This is a genomic window from Geodermatophilus obscurus (genome assembly GCF_900143215.1).
GTDB lineage: Bacteria > Actinomycetota > Actinomycetes > Mycobacteriales > Geodermatophilaceae > Geodermatophilus > Geodermatophilus obscurus_A.
Genome location: NZ_FRDM01000005.1, coordinates 206,904 through 223,413 on the forward strand (window position 1 = coordinate 206,904; position 16,510 = coordinate 223,413).

The 16,510-nt window shown below is 77.0% G+C and carries 14 protein-coding genes; 8 read left to right on the plus strand and 6 right to left on the minus strand.

Translation table 11 applies throughout. The features are described from left to right. Positions 1-8 precede the first annotated feature (8 nt). Positions 9-1,268 carry a serine hydrolase domain-containing protein gene (locus tag BUB17_RS07705; RefSeq protein WP_072915832.1) on the plus strand — a complete coding sequence of 420 codons (1,260 nt, stop codon included), beginning with the start codon at positions 9-11 and terminating at the stop codon, positions 1,266-1,268. 9 nt (positions 1,269-1,277) lie between these two features. On the opposite strand, the gene BUB17_RS07710 is transcribed toward BUB17_RS07705, so the two are convergent. The 3 genes from BUB17_RS07710 to BUB17_RS07720 form a co-directional block, all read right to left on the minus strand. After that, complete coding sequence (locus tag BUB17_RS07710; RefSeq protein ID WP_072915834.1) at positions 1,278-2,219, minus strand: sucrase ferredoxin; 942 nt, start codon at positions 2,217-2,219, stop codon at positions 1,278-1,280. Positions 2,220-2,469: 250 nt separating this feature from the next. Then, positions 2,470-3,468, minus strand: a complete 999-nt coding sequence (locus BUB17_RS07715) for a cupin domain-containing protein (RefSeq protein WP_348537037.1) — start codon at positions 3,466-3,468, stop codon at positions 2,470-2,472. Positions 3,469-3,776: 308 nt separating this feature from the next. After that, positions 3,777-4,040, minus strand: a complete 264-nt coding sequence (locus BUB17_RS07720; protein WP_072916040.1) for a BatC protein — start codon at positions 4,038-4,040, stop codon at positions 3,777-3,779. Between the two features lie 216 nt (positions 4,041-4,256). On the opposite strand from BUB17_RS07720, the gene dinB reads away from it, so the two are divergent. The 3 genes from dinB (at position 4,257) to BUB17_RS07735 (ending at position 6,597) form a co-directional block, all read left to right on the plus strand. Beyond that, positions 4,257-5,465, plus strand: coding sequence for a DNA polymerase IV (dinB, locus tag BUB17_RS07725; protein ID WP_072915837.1), 1,209 nt, complete (start codon positions 4,257-4,259; stop codon positions 5,463-5,465). Between the two features lie 274 nt (positions 5,466-5,739). Further along, complete coding sequence (locus BUB17_RS07730) at positions 5,740-6,156, plus strand: DUF3040 domain-containing protein (protein WP_072916043.1); 417 nt, start codon at positions 5,740-5,742, stop codon at positions 6,154-6,156. A gap of 90 nt (positions 6,157-6,246) precedes the next feature. After that, complete coding sequence (locus BUB17_RS07735; RefSeq protein ID WP_072915839.1) at positions 6,247-6,597, plus strand: DUF2750 domain-containing protein; 351 nt, start codon at positions 6,247-6,249, stop codon at positions 6,595-6,597. 127 nt (positions 6,598-6,724) lie between these two features. Here the strand turns inward: BUB17_RS07735 and BUB17_RS07740 are convergent, their stop codons facing one another. The 3 genes from BUB17_RS07740 to BUB17_RS07750 are packed head-to-tail and all read right to left on the minus strand — an operon-like array spanning position 6,725 to position 11,446. Then, complete coding sequence (locus tag BUB17_RS07740; protein ID WP_072915841.1) at positions 6,725-9,106, minus strand: transglutaminase TgpA family protein; 2,382 nt, start codon at positions 9,104-9,106, stop codon at positions 6,725-6,727. Next, positions 9,103-10,464, minus strand: a complete 1,362-nt coding sequence (locus BUB17_RS07745; RefSeq protein ID WP_072915843.1) for a DUF58 domain-containing protein — start codon at positions 10,462-10,464, stop codon at positions 9,103-9,105. The genes BUB17_RS07740 and BUB17_RS07745 overlap by 4 nt, the downstream gene beginning before the upstream one ends. Before the next feature lies 1 nt (position 10,465). Next, on the minus strand, positions 10,466-11,446 hold the full coding sequence (locus tag BUB17_RS07750) for an AAA family ATPase (RefSeq protein WP_072915846.1): 981 nt from the start codon (positions 11,444-11,446) through the stop codon (positions 10,466-10,468). A gap of 458 nt (positions 11,447-11,904) precedes the next feature. On the opposite strand from BUB17_RS07750, the gene mraZ reads away from it, so the two are divergent. From mraZ to BUB17_RS07770, 4 genes are all read left to right on the plus strand, one after another. After that, positions 11,905-12,339, plus strand: coding sequence for a division/cell wall cluster transcriptional repressor MraZ (gene mraZ, locus BUB17_RS07755; RefSeq protein WP_072915848.1), 435 nt, complete (start codon positions 11,905-11,907; stop codon positions 12,337-12,339). Between the two features lie 520 nt (positions 12,340-12,859). Next, positions 12,860-13,852, plus strand: coding sequence for a 16S rRNA (cytosine(1402)-N(4))-methyltransferase RsmH (gene rsmH, locus BUB17_RS07760; RefSeq protein ID WP_072915851.1), 993 nt, complete (start codon positions 12,860-12,862; stop codon positions 13,850-13,852). Positions 13,853-14,084: 232 nt separating this feature from the next. Next, entirely contained in the window at positions 14,085-14,672 is a 588-nt protein-coding gene (locus tag BUB17_RS07765; protein WP_072915853.1) for a cell division protein FtsL, read from the plus strand. 2 nt (positions 14,673-14,674) lie between these two features. Next, positions 14,675-16,498: a peptidoglycan D,D-transpeptidase FtsI family protein gene (locus BUB17_RS07770; protein ID WP_072915855.1), complete on the plus strand. Its 1,824-nt coding sequence runs from the start codon at positions 14,675-14,677 to the stop codon at positions 16,496-16,498. Positions 16,499-16,510 lie beyond the last annotated feature (12 nt).

The window sequence follows — 16,510 nt, forward strand, 5'->3', positions numbered from 1 at the left end:
GAGCCCCCATGACGCTCGGACGAGCACGATCCGTCCCCACGGCCCTCGCGGCGGCGGTCCTGACGACCGTCCTGCTCGCCCCCGGTACCGCAGCAGCGGCTCCGGCCGCTCCGCCGCTGACCGCACCGGCGGGAGCGGAGATCGGCGCCGATCCGGCCCTGGTGGCGGACCTGCGGGGGGACCTCGAGGAGTACCTCCGGGCGCGCGGGGAGGCCGAGCACGTCTCGGCCGCCGGTTTGAGCGTCAGCCTCCCGGACCAGCTGGAGACGATCGACGTCAGCGCCGGGACCACCGAGTTCGGCGGGTCGGTGGCGGTGCAGCCGGACGCCCTCTGGCAGGTCGGCAGCAACACCAAGGCGTTCACCTCGGTGCTCCTGCTGCAGCTGGAGGCGGAGCGCCGCCTCTCGATCGACGACCCCGTCAGCCGGTGGCTGCCGCAGTACCCGCAGTGGCACGACGTCCCCATCCGGCGGCTGCTGGACATGACCAGCGGCATCCCCACCTACGACGACCAGCCGGCCTTCCTCACCGACCAGGCCGCCGACCCGCTCCGTGAGTTCACCGCGGAGGAGCTGGTCGACTACGCGGTCGAGGCCCCGGCCACCTCCGGGTACAGCTACTCGAACACGAACTACGTCCTGGCCGAGATGATCGTCGAGCGGGTGACCGGGACCGGTTACGCCAACCAGCTCTCCGCCCGGCTCCTCGTACCGCTGGGACTCCGGGACACGTACTACCGCTCGCACCTCTACCCCCCGGGGATCGCCGACCGCATGCCGGCCGGCTACTACACCCGGACCGACGAGCCCGAGCTGTCCCCGCTGGAGGGACAGGACGTCAGCCGCACCTCGCTGTCCTGGGCGCGCGGCGCAGGCGCCATCCTGAGCACGACGGCCGACCTGACCCGGTGGGAGCGCGCCCTGTACGACGGGTGGCTGCTGCCGCCGCAGCAGCAGGCCGAGCTGCTGAGCCTGGTCTCGACGGCGACGGGGGAGCCCATCGAGGCGACCGCTCCCGACGACCCCAGGGGCTTCGGCCTGGGGGTCGCCCAGATGACCGACGCCCTGGGCACCTTCTGGTTCTACGAGGGCGAGACCCTCGGCTTCCGCCTCCTGCACGCGTACTTCCCGGAGTCCGGGCTGATCATCGCCATGGCCCTGAACAGCAGACCCGACGAGGACCAGCTCGGGGCCCTGGCGACGCGGGTGTACGAGACGCTGGTCGCGCGTGGGGCCCTCGGGCCCGCCCCGGGCGGCGCCGGGGCCTGACTCCCGGGGTCAGACGCCGGAGAGCAGCCGTACGTGCCAGGTGCGGCCGTGCGCGGGGTGCACCGCCCGGCAGGTCAGCGGCGCCGACTCCTGCGACGGGCGGCTCTCGACCTCGGTGACCACGTCACCGTCCGGCCCGGCCAGGGTGACCACCCACCGCTCGATCTCGGCTCCGGCCGGGGTCAGCCGGCGCACGTCGCGCGGCAGCAGGTCGTCGACACCGAGCAGCGAGAGCTCCGCGCGGGCGGTGTGCTGGGCCGCCTGCGCCGGCGCGGGCACCCCCGACCGGCCGCGCAGCCAGGGCAGCGCGACCCGGCCGGCGGCGTGCGCGGCGACCAGTTCGGCGCCGTCGTCGGGCACCTGCCCGTAGTAGAAGCCGTGCGGCAGCACGAGCACGTTGCTGGCGAACCGGCAGCCGCCCAGGTGGCTGCACTCCCAGGCGTCGTCGGTGGGCATCGTCCGGGCCAGCGGCCGGCCGCGCAGCGCGCAGCACGCGTCGTGCCCGCCGTGCGCGCACACCAGGTAGAGCGGGTCGTCGGTGCGCGTCCCCACCGACCCGTCCCACGGGACGTCGACCAGTTCGGCGTCGGTGTCGCGCACCGACCACCACACGCCCAGCGCGCCGGGCCGGCCGTCGACGTAGGCCCAGCGCCGCTGCGAGTCGGCCAGCCGGTCGCCGGGGCGGCGGACCAGCAGCACCCGCACGCCCTCGACCCGTGCCCGGTGGGTGAGTCGTGGTGCGACGGCCTGGTCGAAGCGGGACTGCGTCAGGGCGTCCTTGCCCCACGGACCGGGCTGCTCCACCAGCAGCCAGCGCTGCGCCGGCGACGCGGTGGCCACGCAGGAGTCGCCACGGACCAGCGCCTGCACCGAGCAGCGGTCCGGATCGAGCCGTCCTGCAGGCAGTCCCGGCGCTGCCGCGACCTGGCAGAAGTCGGCCGGAGCGCTCACGTCCCCTCCTCGCCGGCGCTCGGACGGCCCGGAACCGGCCGTGCTGTACCCACGGGTGACCTCGCGAGCTCGGTCACGTCCCCTCCTCGCCGGCGCTCGGACGGGCCGGAACCGGCCGTGCTGTGCCCATGGAGAACCTCGCGAGCGCGGTCACGTCCCCTCCTCGCTGGCGCTCGGACGGGCCGTGACCGGCGGTGCTGTGCCCATGGGTGACCTCGCGAGCTCGGTCACCTGACGGGGTCCGGCCGGCTCACGTTCCGTTCCCGGGCGCGCGCTCACGCCCCCCATGGTCCTCCGCGGTCGCACCGGGCACGGTGGCGATCGACTCGGTCACCAGCCGCCGGGCCAGGGTGAGCTGGTCGGGGGCGTCGAGCCCGGGCAGGTCGGCGACCTTGAGCTCGCCGGCGGCCAGCAACCCGGCCACCGCCGGCCGGGTCTCCGCGGGCAGCTCCAGGGACCGCCGTCCCGCGACCAGGGTGACCCGCCCGTCGGCGGCCTCGCGCAGCCGGCAGCGCAGCCGGCGGCGCAACCGGAGCACGGTGTCGGGGGAGAGGGCGGCCGCCGCGGTCGCCTGGGCCAGCGGGGCCACCGGTTCCGGGCGGACCTGCGACCAGGTGCGGGCTCGCAGCCGGTCGGCGACCTCGGCGGGGTCGACGCGGTCCAGCCAGCCCTTGAGCGCGGTCACGACCGTCGCGACGTCGTCGGCGACCGCGGCCGGGTCGGCGAGGTCGACGCCCAGCGGCAGCGAGCGGCGCAGCTCCGGGTCCTCGGTGGCGAGCACGCGGACCAGGTCCAGGGCGGACTCCGCGGCCGCCCACCGGGTGACCGGGTGGATGCCGACGGTCAGGTGTGCGCTGATCGCGCCGAGCGCGGTCGCCGAGTGCAGGTAGCCGCGTGGCAGGTAGAGAGCGTCGCCGGGGCGCAGCACCGCGTCGATCACCGGCTCGCGCTCGGCGGCGGCGGCCACCGCGGCGGCCCGGTCGTTCCACGGCTGGGTGCGCAGCGGGTCGGTCAGCACCGGCTCGTGGATGCGCCAGTGCTTCTCGCCGGCCACCTGCAGGACGAAGACGTCGTGGACGTCGTAGTGCGGGGAGAAGCCGCGCGAGGACGGCGGGGTGATGTAGGCGTTGACCTGCGTCGGGTGGCCGAGGTCGGCGGCCAGCTGGTCGGCGAACTCGATCAGCGGCGGCCACAGCCGGTGCAGCCCCTGCAGGACGACGGTGCTGCCGTCGGCGAACAGCCGCAGCACCGCGTCGGAGGAGACCTGGTCGGCGACCTCCGCGCCGGCGCCGCCGGACGTGGTGAAGCGCTTGGGGTCGACGACCGCGCCGTCCTTGGCGATCCGCAGGAACGGGGTGCGCAGTCCGCGGCGGGACAGCAGTTCGTCGACCGCGGCGAGGTCGAGCAGGTCGGCGAAGGAGCTGCCCGTCTCCTCGGCGCGCGTCAGCAGCGGCCGGCGGGCCCAGTACTCCTCGGCGAAGACCCGCGGGTCCAGAGCGGTGCACCGACCCAGGGCCGGCCGGGGATCCGGCCGGCCCTGGGCGGCGTGGTCCTCGGTCAGGCGGAACCGTCCGCGCCACCGTCGGCACCGCCGTCCGCGCCACCATCGGCACCGCCGTCCGCGCCGCCGTCCGCGCCGCCGTCGGCACCGCCGTCGGCACCGCCGTCCGCGCCGCCGTCGGCACCACCATCGGCCGAGCCGTGGCCGGCGCCGCTGTCGGCGCCGCCGTCGGCGCCGCCGTCCGAACCGCCGCCCGCCGCGCCGCCGTCGGCCGGGCCGTGGCCTTCGGTGCTGGTCATGTCGTCGTCGTCGAGAGCCATGGGGTCTCCCCATCACGTCGGGTCCGGGCCGCCGGCCGGCGGCCCTCCAGGGATGCTGTACCTCGGCCATCCTGCTCTCACACGCCTGCTCCGACCAGCGGCGACGGCAGCCGGGCAACAGCTCGGTCACGGTGCCGCGTCGAGGTGCCGCGGTGGTGCGACGGGCGTTAGCGTCCTCCCTCGGGTCGAACACGCGTTCGAGGTCGGGAGGGTCGGGTGTCGTCGGGGTCGTCGTCGCGTGCCGCGGGCTGCACCGTGCTGCACGTCGACATGGACGCGTTCTTCGCCAGCGTCGAGGTGCGCCGCCGGCCGGAGCTGGCCGGGACGCCGGTGATCGTGGGCGGGGCCGGCAACCGCGGGGTGGTCACCTCGGCCACGTACGAGGCACGCCGCTACGGGGTGCACGCGGCGATGCCCACCTCCCGCGCGCTGCGGTTGTGCCCCACGGCGACGGTGCTGCCGGGGGACGTGGCGCTCTACGCCGAGGTGTCCCGCTCGGTCATGGCGCTGTTCCGCTCGATCACGCCGCTGGTCGAGCCGCTGAGCCTGGACGAGGCGTTCCTCGACGTCTCGGGCGCCGGGCGGCGGCTGGGCGACGCGGTCGCGATCGGCGAGTACCTGCGCGCCCGCGTCTTCGACGAGCAGGGCATCACCTGCTCGGTCGGCGTGGCCGGTACCAAGTTCGTGGCCAAGCTCGCCTCCACCGCCGCCAAGCCCGACGGGCTGCTGGTCGTCCGGCCGGCCGAGGTCATGGGGTTCCTGCACCCGCTGCCGGTCGGCGCGCTGTGGGGGGTGGGCGCCAGGACCGAGGAGGTGCTGCTGCGGCTGGGGCTGCGCACCGTCGGCGACCTGGCCCACGTGCCGGTGCGCACGCTGCAGCGGGCGGTGGGCCCGGCGGCCGGCGCGCACCTGCACGAGCTGTCCTGGGGGCGCGATCCGCGCCGGGTGGTGCCCGACGAGCCGGAGCGGTCCACCGGGCACGAGGAGACCTTCGGCACCGACGTCGACGACCCCGCCGTCATCCACCGGGAGCTGCTGCGGCTGGCCGAGCGGACGGCGGGCCGGCTGCGCTCGGGCGGCTGGCTGGCCCGCACGGTGACGATCAAGGTCCGCTTCGCCGACTTCGCCACGATCACCCGCAGCCGCACCCTCGACGTCCCGACCGACGTCGGGCAGGAGCTCTACGACACCGCCCGCGTCCTCTTCGACGCCCTCGGCCTGGACCGGGCCCGCATCCGGCTGGTCGGCGTGCGCGCCGAGCGCCTGGTGCGGGCCGGGTCGACCCCGCGGCAGCTGGAGCTGGGCGCCCGGGAGCACGGCCGCCGGGAGGCCGAGCTGGCCGCCGACCGGGCCGCCCGCCGGTTCGGCGCCGGTGCGGTCCGCCCGGCGACGCTGCTGCACCGGGACGGGCAGCGCGCCCCCTGACCCGCGCCCCCTGACCCGCGCCCCCTGACCCGCGGCACCCGACCCGCGGCACCGCCGCGACCGGCACCCGACGGGGCGGCCTCCGACCGGGTGGCGGGAACTCCGGCCGCACCCCGTTCGTCTCCCCGCCGAGGCCGTGGGCCACCCGCCGGGGTGATCACGGCGAGCCCGGCGCGGCTCGCCTTTCGCACCCGTCGGAGGGCTCGTATCCTCGGTGTCACCGACGGCGGGCACCGCCGTCGGGTTCTTGGCTTTGGCCCACGTGGAGGTCGACGTGCCGCTCTCCGAGCACGAGCAGCGACTGCTGGAGCAGATCGAGCGCGCCCTCGTCGATGACGATCCCAAGTTCGCCTCGTCGGTCCGCAGCGGTGACCGCCGCGGCAAGGCGCGTCGCAAGCTGCAGCTGGGCTTCCTGCTGTTCGTCGTCGGCATGGCCGCTCTCATCGGCGGTGCGGTGATCCCGTCGGTACCGCTGGGCGCCCTCGGTTTCCTGATCGCGTTCGGCGGGCTGGCGCTCGCCGTCCTGAACTACCGCTCGGCCACCGGCGTGGTCGAGGCAGGCCCCGGCGGACCGGCGGGCAGCTCGGCTTCCGGCCGCGGCGGCCGGGCCGGGCGCGGCGGTGGCAAGGCCCGCCGCCAGCCGCTGAAGAACCGGCTCGAGGAGCGCTTCCGCCGCCGCTACGACCAGTAGCCCGGCAGTCCCCGGCTCCGCATGACAGCCGCCGTCCCGCCCGGACGGCGGCTGTCGGCGTTCGGGGCCCCGATCGACGCAGGAGGCACCGTGACCGACTCCGACCCGTCCGCCGTCTGGGACGAGCTCGCCGCCTCCGGTGGTTTGTGGGCCTGGGGTGACGAGGACGGCGTGGCCCCGTGGACCGACGGCGGGCACGACGTCCTCCCGCTGTGGACCGGCGCGGACCGGGCCGAGGCCGAGTCGCTCGCCGACGCCGAGCCCGGCGAGGGGCCGGTGTTCCTCGACCTCGACGCCCTGCTCGAGGCGATCCCGGAGTGGGTCGCCGCCGGGGTCGGGGCGGCGGGACTGCAGTCCGAGGGCGGGCGGTTCCTGCTCACCGTGCCGCTGACCGAGCTCACCGAGCGGCTGCTGCGCCTCCAGGTCGACCGGTCGGCCTGAAGAAGGACCCCGTCCTCCTCGTGGAGGACCCCTTGCCCCGCCACTCGCAGGCTCGCGGCGCGGGACCCTGCACAGGGGCCGTCAGAGCTCGCGGCGAGCCTCTGGACGGGGCCAGGACGGGGTCCTCCTACCAGCCGCGCAGCGCCGTCCGGCGGCCCCACCGCGGGCGGGGCGGTGCGTCGCGCAGCCCGGCCAGCAGCGACGGCGGCCACAGCAGCGCGCGCAGCCGGGCCCTCCGGGGCGCCGCGGCCAGCAGCCCGCGGCGGGCGGTGGCCAGGTCGGCCCGCAGCTGCGGGCCGACGGCGGGGACGCTGCCCGGACGGGCGTAGCTGGCCGCCTCCTCGGCCCGCGCCAGCCGGGTGACCGCCTCGGCCACCCCGGACGCCGGGACCTGCCGGCGGTGCTGCCGGTGCGCGCCGCCGCCGGGCTCGGCCGCCTCGGTCAGCTGCTCGGCCACCTGCCGTGGTGTCCGTGCCGGGTCGGCGGTCCGGCCCAGGTCGAGGGCGGTGGCGGCGAGCTCGTCCCACAGCGCCGCCGGGCTGCTGGTCGCCAGCCGGCGCCGGCGCTGCAGCACCCGCAGCCCGGCCGGCGCCCCGGCCAGCGCCAGCACGGCGAGGACGACGCCGGCGCCGCGCAGCACCGGCGCCCACGAGCCGGCCTGCTGGGGCGCGGTCTGGGGCAACGGGACGTCCTGCGGCGCCGGCTGCTGCTGCGGCGCCTGGGGCATCGGTGCGGGGAGCGGCGCGGGGATCGGGTCGGTGCGCGGGTCGACCTCCAGGTCCTGCGGCCGGGGCGCCCAGGGCAGCTGCACCGCGCGGTCGGCGTCGATCGGCGTCGGGTCGTAGGGGACCCAGCCCAGGTCGTCGAAGTAGACCTCCACCCAGGCGTGCGCGTCGTCGCTGGTGACCAGCCGGCTGCCGTCGGGCTGCGCCGTCCCGGGGGTGTAGCCGAGCACCACCCGCGCCGGGACGCCGGCCGCCCGGACCAGCGCCGCCATCGCGCCGGCGTACTGCTCGCAGTAGCCCTGCCGCAGCCGGAGGAAGTCGGCGAGGTCGTCGCCGTCGGTCCCCGGTGCGGTCGACAGCGAGTACTCGTAGTCGTTGGCCGGGTCGGTGAAGTGCCCGTAGACCGCCTGCACCCGCTCGTAGGGCGTCCGTGCGCCGGCGGTCAGCGTGGCGACCAGCTGGTCGACGCTCGGGTCGAGGGCGGGCAGCGCGGTGTAGCGCTGCACCACCGGCAGCTCCGGGGGCAGCGGGCCGGCCGCGGCCAGCTCCTCCGGCGCGGGCCGCGGTTCCACGGCCGCCACGGTCCAGGTCTGCCCGGCCGTGGACACGTCGCGGCCGAACACCGTGCCGGTGCCCGGGTCGAAGCGCCACTGCTCCGGCTCGGCCACGTCCACCGTCTGGGGCGCGTAGAACAGCGGGAGGAAGCGGTCCTCGTGGCCGAGGGCGGTGACCAGCGCGTCGACCGGCCGGCCGCCGCGCCGCCCGGGGAGGCTGGCCAGCTCGGTCTGGTCGGCGACCGCGGTCTCGCCGTCGAGGTTGCCCATCGTCCACCCCTCCACGGCGTCGTAGACGTCCAGCGCCACGACCCGCAGGTACCCGGGGTCGGGCACCGAGGCGTCGACCCGCAGCAGGTCGACCGGCTCGTCGAGGGTCAGCTGCCCCTGCAGCGCAGCGGCCGGGTCGAGGGCGGTCCCGGTGGAGCCGCCGCCACCGCCGCGGCCGAAGCCGCCGGGGAAGGTGCCCTCGGTCAGCGTGGGGACGACGGCGCCGACCACCAGCCCCAGCACCACGGCTCCCGCCCCGGTGCGGAGAGCGGTGAGCGTGCCGGCCCCCAGCAGCGGACGCGGTCCCTCCGGTGAGCGCCGGCCCAGCCGCCGGTGCTGGTCGGCGAAGAGCAGCAGCGCGAGCCCCGCGGCCGGGGCGGCCACCGGCAGCGCGCCGATCGAGCCGGTCACCGTGCTCACCGGCACGCAGAACAGGACCAGCAGCCCGAGCCCGGCCAGCGCCGGCTGCCGCGCGCCGACCGCCACCAGGTCCACCACGACCGCGATCAGGCCGGCCAGCAGCGTGGTCAGCGTGACCAGCCCGGTCAACGGCAGCGCGGGCGTGGACTGCTCGGCCAGCTCCACCGTCCCCTCGGCCATCACCGTGCCGAGGTCGGCCAGGCTGCCGCTGGTGGGCAGCCAGCCGCCCCAGGCCTGCTCCGGGGCGAACAGCGCGGTGAGCACGCAGGCCAGCACGACGAGCTGGCCGAACGGGACGGCGACGGCGGCGAGCGCGGTCCACCAGCCGGGCGCCGTGCGGTCCCCGGCGAGTGCGGCGCCGCCGACCCGCAGCAGCAGGCCGCCCGCGGCGACGGCGACGACTGCGGCGAGCACCGGGGGCAGCCAGTCGCCGTCGGTGAAGACCGGCACCAGCGCGAGGGTGCCCAGGGCGGTCGCGACAGCAGCGGCCACCGTCGTCCCGGTGTCGCGCAGCAGGCCCCGCGCGGTCTCCCCGGTCACCGGGCACCGGCCTGCAGGACGCGGGTCCGGGCGACCTGCGCCCACACGTCGGCCACCGAGTCCCCGGCGCCCGCCAGGGCCACCTGCCAGCCGCCGGCGCGCAGCAGGTCCGCCGCCGCCTCCTGCTGCCGGGTCAGCTCGGCGCGCGCGGCGGCGCTGACCGGCCGGCGGCGGCGGGCGGCGTCGGCCTCGGCCCAGCTGCCGATGTCGGCGAGGACGGCGATGTCGGCGGCCGGGCCGGAGCGCACCCGCACCAGCTCGGCGGCGTCGTCGGGACCCACGGCTCCCAGCAGCGCCACGACCGGCCCCTCGCCGGCCGCGCGGGTCAGCAGCCCGAGGCCCGGGGTCAGCCCCGCCAGCCGCGAGGGCGCCACCCCGGCCAGCCGGTCCAGCAGCTCCTCGGGACCGAGCCCGGCGGGGCGCTCGGCGGCGGCCAGCTCGGCGCCCTCGGTCACCACCCGGAGCGTGGCCCCGCGTGCGATCAGCTCGGTGCCGATGCTCGCCGCCGCCTCCACCAGCCACTCGAGGCTGTCCGCCGGAGGCGCGTCCGGGCCGGTGGCGGCGACGGCGCGGCGGTCGGCGGGGGTGGGGCGGGCGACGAGGTGGGCGCGGGACCGGGTGTCCAGCAGCAGGGTCGCCTGTGCGCGCCAGGGCCGCTCCTCCAGCCGCACCATCAGCTCGCCGGTGCGGGCGGTGGCCCGCCAGTGCACCTTGCGCAGGTCGTCACCGTGCCGGTACGGCCGGGTGCTCACGTCGTCCTCGCCGTGGACGGCGATCGAGCGGTGCGCGCCCGAGCCGCCGCCGCCCTGCCCGCCGCCCGGCCCCCCGGGACCCAGCGGCACGACGCGGGGGACGACGACCAGCGCGGCGGTGTCGGCGCCGACGACGCTGCGCAGCACCAGTCCGAAGGGGTCGACCAGCCGCAGCCGCAGCGGGCCGAGCCGGTAGCGGCCCCGCCGTCCGCCGTGCACCCGGTAGTGCAGCTGCGTCGACCGGCCGCCGAGCAGCCGGTCGACGACGAACTGCGGGGCCGGCCCGAGTTCCGCCGGCAGGGTCTCGGTCAGCAGCCACAGCCCGCCGGCGCCGCGGCCGGCGTTGGCGAGCTCCAGCCGCACGTCGGCATCCCGCCCGCGCGGCACACGGGCGGGGGTGACCGTGCGGCGGGTGGCGACCCGGAAGCGGTGCCGGGCCACGGCTGCGGCCGACAGCAGGGGCAGCGCCAGCACGAAGACCGCCACCTGCACCAGGGGCGTCTCGCCCAGGAGCACGCCGAGCAGGAGCAAGGTGAGGCCGGCGGCGACCAGGCAGCGGCCGCGCAGCGTCAGGCTCGCCAGCGCGGTGGCGACCGGACCGGCCACCTCAGCGTCCGCGGAGGACGGGGACGGTCCTGAGCAGGTCGGTGACGACCTGCTCGGCGGTGCGGCGGGAGGCCGCGGCGTCCGGGGTCAGCAGCAGGCGGTGGGCGAGGACCGGCACGGCCATCGTCTGCACGTCGTCGGGCAGCACGTGGTCGCGCCCGGCCAGCGCCGCGGTGGCGCGGGCGGTGCGCAGCAGCTGCAGCCCCGCGCGCGGTGAGGCGCCCAGCCGCAGGTCGGGGGAGCGGCGGGTGGCCTCGACCAGCGCCACGACGTAGCGGCGCACCGGCTCGGAGACGTGCAGCCGGCCGACGGCGGCGACCAGCGCGCGCACCCCGGCCGCGTCGGTGGCCGGCGTCAGCGCGGCCAGCGGGTCGGTGGTCACCAGGTCGTCGAGCATGGCCAGCTCGGCCTCGCGGTCGGGGTAGCCCATGGAGACCCGCGCGGTGAACCGGTCGCGCTGGGCCTCGGGGAGGGGGTAGGTCCCCTCCATCTCGATCGGGTTCTGGGTGGCCATCACGAGGAAGGGCCGGGCCAGCTCGTAGCTGACGCCGTCGACGGTGACCTGCCGCTCGGCCATGCACTCCAGCAGCGCCGACTGCGTCTTGGGGGAGGCGCGGTTGATCTCGTCGGCCACGACGATGTTGGCGAAGACCGCGCCCGGCTTGAACTCGAACTCGCGGGTCTCCTGGTCGTAGACCGACACCCCGGTGACGTCGCTGGGCAGCAGGTCGGGGGTGAACTGGATGCGGCGCACGCTCGCGTCGACCGACGCCGCCAGCGCCTTGGCCAGGGTGGTCTTCCCGACGCCCGGCACGTCCTCGACCAGCAGGTGGCCCTCGGCCAGCAGCACGACCAGCGCCAGGTGGACGACCTCGGGCTTGCCGTGGACGACGCGGGCCATGTTCGCCGCGATGCGAGCGCCCTCCGCCGCGACGTCGACCGGGGCCTCGGTCCCCGCGGCGGTCGGCGTCACCTCGGTCACGCGTCCTCCCTCGCTGTCCCCGCGAGCGGGAGGTGCTCCCCGCCCGTCGGCCGCCGGTCCGACGGTGCTCTGCCGTGCGTGACCTCGCGAGCTCGGTCACGTCTCAACCGTACGTGGCCGACCGCGTCCCGGGAGTGTCGTCGGCCACGGGACGAGCCCTCCACCACGCCCTCCCCGCAGCCCCCACCGGCGCCCCCCGGGAGCCCGCGCCGGGCCCCGCCGGACGACGTCCGCGGTGGGGCGGGGTGGGACGGCACCCCACCGCGCCCCACCGCCCCGCGAGGACCCGCCGCCGGGCCGCTGACCTGCGGGAGCGGGGGTGGGGAGGACCGATCACGACATGGTGTCGAGTGGTGTCCGGTGGGGCGTAGTGGGTTACTGTGTGGCCCGGTGGGGAGGTACGGCCCGTCCCGGGGGCGCCCCGGAGCACGAGGAGGACCGATGGGGGAGGTGATCCGGTGTTCGTCGGCAGCTATCCGTTGCGCCTCGACGAGAAGGGCCGGCTCGCACTCCCCGTCCGCTTCCGCGAGCAGGTGGCCGGCGGCATGGTGATCAAGAAGGGCCAGGAGCGCTGCGTCTACGGCCTCACCATGGCCCGGGTCGCCGAGCAGAGCGCCGCGGCCGCCGCGATGGCGCCCTCCGACACCGCCGCGGCCCGCATGCGGGCCCGCATGAGCTTCGGGTCGATGGTCGAGGTCGAGCCGGACAAGACCGGCCGCATCACCATCCCCGCCAACCTGCGCGAGTACGCCGGCCTCGACCGCGACGTGGTCGTCGTCGGCGTCGACACCCGCTTCGAGATCTGGGACGCCGCCACCTGGGACGCCTACGTGGCCGAGCAGGAGGCCGGCTTCGCCGACATGGAGAGCGAGGGGATGCCCACCCTCTCCTGATCCCGACGTCCCGTTCCCCCGACCCCTCCAGGCCCTCCCCGCCGACCGAGCCGACTTCCCCGCGGCTCGACCGGACCGGACCGAGCCACCTTCCCCGTGGCTCGGTCCCCAGCGGCACCGGAGGAGACGCACCGCCCACCGGGCGCGCCGCCGGCCCCCACCGGCTGCCGCGCCCGCCCGTCCCCGCGGGGCTCCACCTGACGTACTTCCCCGACGCCAGGCGGGCCCCGCGGGGGGCGGCCGGGCGTCTGTCGTGGGTCGGGACCCCACCTCGCCCCACGTCCCCCACCCCGCCCCACCCACCCCGTCCCACCGACCACCCCGTCCCACCGACCACCCCGTCCCACCGACCACCCCGCCACACCCACCCCGTCCCGCCCTCCCACCCCGGGCGCCCCAGCAGCGTCCCCGAGGACCGGCGAAACGCCGCTGCGCTCCGCTCCCCGACCGCCGTCCAGCCCCACCATGGACGGGCCTCCGCGCCCCGAGGGCGCCCCGACCCGTTCAGGAGCCGCCGACGATGAGCAGCACCGAGCCGGCGCCGCGAGGGCGGGCGTCGTCCACGGTGCACGTGCCCGTGCTGCTCGACCGGGTCACCGACCTGCTCGCCCCGGCCTGCGCCGCCGACGGCGCCGTCCTCGTCGACGCCACCCTCGGCCTGGCCGGGCACTCGCTGGCCCTGCTGCGCGCCCACCCGGGGCTGCGGCTGGTCGGCCTCGACCGCGACCCCGACGCCCGCGCCGAGGCCACCCGCCGGCTCACCGACGCCGGCGTCGCCGACCGGGCCACCGTCGTCCCCGCCGTCTTCGACGAGCTGCCCGAGGTGCTCGACCGGCTCGGCCTGACCGAGGTCCAGGCGGTCCTGTTCGACCTCGGCGTCTCCTCGCTGCAGCTCGACCGGCCCGACCGCGGCTTCAGCTACGCCACCGACGCCCCGCTGGACATGCGCATGGACCCGTCGGCCCCGCACACCGCCGCCGACGTCGTCAACACCTACCCCGCCGACCGGCTCGCCCGGGTGCTGCGCGTCTACGGCGAGGAGCGCTTCGCCACCCGCATCGCCCAGGCCATCACCCGGGAACGGGAGCGTGCGCCGTTCACGCACACCGAGCGGCTGGCGCACCTGGTGCGCGACTCGATCCCCGCCGCCACCCGCCGGACCGGGGGGCACCCGGCCAAGCGCGCCTTCCAGGCGCTGCGCATCGAGGTCAACGACGAGCTCGGCGTGCTCGAGCGGGCCCTGCCGGCCGCGCTCGACGCGCTGGCCGTCGGCGGCCGGATCGCCGTGCTCACCTTCCACTCCCTCGAGGACCGCATCGTCAAGCAGACCCTCGCGGCCGGTGCGGTGGACCGCACGCCGCCCGGGCTGCCGGTGCCGCTGCCCGAGATGGGCCCGACGCTGCGGCTGCTGACCCGCGGCGGCGAGGCGCCGTCGGAGGCGGAGGTCGCGGCCAATCCCCGGTCGGCCTCGGCGCGCGTGCGGGCCGCGGAGCGCATCCGGCGGGCGGCGTGAGCGCCGCGGGGACGACGGCGGTCCGGACGACGCCGCACACGACGCCCCGGCCGCGGACGCGGCCGACCAGTGACCGTGAGGAGGCCGCATGAGTGCCACCGCACGCGCGGCGGGGAGCCCGGCCGAGGGCCCGCCCGGCCGCCGGACCCTGCCTCCGCTGGAGAACGACCCCGTTCCCCTTCCGGGAACTCGTCGCGGCTCCGTCCCGGGTCCCACCCCGAGCTCGAGGAGGGTGGGCAGGACGGGGTCCACGCCGGGGGCGCCGGCGCACGCTCCGAGCAGCACCGCGCGGGCCGCCGGCCCGGCTCCGGCGCGGTCGGGCCGCGCGCACACCGCGCCGGTGCGCGTGGGCACGCCGCGGACCCGCCCGGCGGCCCGGCCGGCGGCGTCGACCGGCCCGGTGCCCCGCACGGCGGCCGGCTCGCCGGCGTCCCGCCTGCGCGCCACCGTCGGCGCCCACCGCGCGCCCGTCGTGCTGCTCGTCGTGACCCTGCTGGTGGCCACCGCGCTGGGGCTGCTGTTCCTCAACACCGCCATCGCGGTCAACTCGCTCAAGGCGACGCAGCTGAGGGCCGCGAACGAGGACCGCGCCCAGGAGGTGCAGCGCCTGGAGCAGCAGGTCGTGTCCGGCGGCACGCCCGCCGAGCTCGCACGCGAGGCGCGCGCCGCCGGCATGGTCCCCGCGGGTGCGGCCGCCTACCTGGTCGTCGGGGAGGACGGCACCGTCACCCTGCGCGGCGAGCCCGTCCCGGCCGAGGAGCCGGAGCCGGCCGAGCTCCCGGCGATCCCGCCGCCGCCCGTGGCCGGGGGTGGGGACTGACCGTGGCCCGTCCACCTCGTCCCCCCGCGCCCCGCCGGCGTTCCGCGCCGCCGCTGCGCGACGGGAGCAGCGGCGCCTTCACGTCCCGCCGCGCGCCCGGCAGCCGCCGGCTGGCCGGCGCGCTCCAGGTCAGCCGCCGGCGCTACAGCATCGGCTTCGTCCTCGTCGTCGTCCCGCTGCTGGTGATCACCGGCAAGCTGTGGCTGCTGCAGGGCGTCGACAGCGGGCAGTACGCCCTCGCCGCCACCCAGGACCGCATCCGGGTCCAGGACGTCGCCCCGCTGCGCGGCTCGGTGGTCGACCGCGACGGCGACCCGCTGGCCTACACCGTCGAGGCCTCCCGGGTCACCGCCGACCCGACGCTCGTCGACGACCCCGCGCGCACGGCGCTGGCGCTCACCACGCTGCTCGACGTCCCGACCTCCGAGCTGACCGACCGGCTCTCCCGGGACGGCCGGTACGTCGTGCTGGCCTCGCAGGTGCCGCCGGAGACGGTCGACGAGATCGAGGAGCTGGGGCTGCCCGGTGTCTTCTCCGAGGACGACCCGGTGCGGCTCTACCCGGCCGGGTCGGTCGCCGGACAGGTCGTCGGCTTCACCGGCCGGGAGGGGCACGGGCTGGCCGGCATCGAGCAGAGCCTCGACGAGCAGCTGGCCGGCACGCGGGGGGAGCGGCGGGTCGAGGTCGGCAGCGGCGGGCACCCGATCCCCTCCGGCATCGACGAGTCCACCCCCGCCGTCGACGGCAGCACCGTCGAGCTCACCCTCGACTCCGACCTGCAGTTCGTCACCGAGCAGCGGCTGCAGGAGGCCTGCCAGGACGGCGCCACGACACGCGCCTCGGCCGTCGTCCTCGACGTGCACACCGGGCAGGTCGCCGCCATGGGCTCCTGCCCGGGCTACGACCCCGGCAACTACGCGCGGACCGACCCCGAGCTGCTGGGCAACCCGCTCGTCTCCAGCGTCTTCGAGCCCGGTTCGGTGCTCAAGGCGGTCACCCTGGCCGCGGCGATCGAGGAGGGCAGGGCCACGCCGGAGACGGTCCTCAGCGTGGACGGGCACATCGACGCCGGGGACAGGGTCGTGCGCGACGCCCACGACCACCAGCCGATCGACTGGACGGTCACCGGCATCCTCGCCAAGTCGAGCAACGTCGGCACGATCATGCTGGCCCGGGAGGTCGGCGACGCGAAGCTGGAGGAGTACCTGCGGGCCTTCGGCCTCGGTCGCACCACCGGGATCGAGCTGCCCGGCGAGAGCGCCGGCATCCTCCAGGACTCCACGGAGTGGACCGAGAGCCGGTCGGCCAACGTGCCGATCGGGCAGGGCGTCTCGGTGACCACCCTGCAGATGGCGTCGGTCTACCAGGCGATCGCCAACGACGGGGTGCGCATCGAGCCGCGCATCGTCTCCTCGATCGGCGGCCGGCCGGCGCCCGCGCCGGGGAGCACCCGGGTGCTCAGCGAGTCCACCGCCGACGACGTCGCCTACATGCTCGAGGCCGTCGTCGGCCCGGGCGGCACCGCCCCGCTGGCGCAGGTCGACGGGTTCCGCGTGGCCGGCAAGACCGGCACCGCGCAGCGGGCGAACCCCGAGTGCGGCTGCTACGCCGGCGGCGGCTACGTGACGACGTTCGTCGGGTTCGCCCCCGCCGACGACCCGCAGTACGTCGTCGCGGTCGACCTCGAGCGGCCCACCAGCAACGAGGAGGGCGGCCAGGTCGCCGCGCCCGTGTTCGCCGACATCCTGCGTCAGGCACTGACCGCCGACGGCATCGTGCCGTCGGGGACGCCGCGGCCCGACTTCGTGCTGACCGGCCCGGAGTAGGCGGACCACGGC

Coding starts and splice junctions, on each gene's coding strand:
- BUB17_RS07705 (WP_072915832.1), top strand. CDS start 9: ATGACGCTCGGACGAGCACGATCCGTCCCCACGGCCCTCGCGGCGGCG.
- BUB17_RS07720 (WP_072916040.1), bottom strand. CDS start 4,040: ATGGCTCTCGACGACGACGACATGACCAGCACCGAAGGCCACGGCCCG.
- rsmH (WP_072915851.1), top strand. CDS start 12,860: ATGAGCAGCACCGAGCCGGCGCCGCGAGGGCGGGCGTCGTCCACGGTG.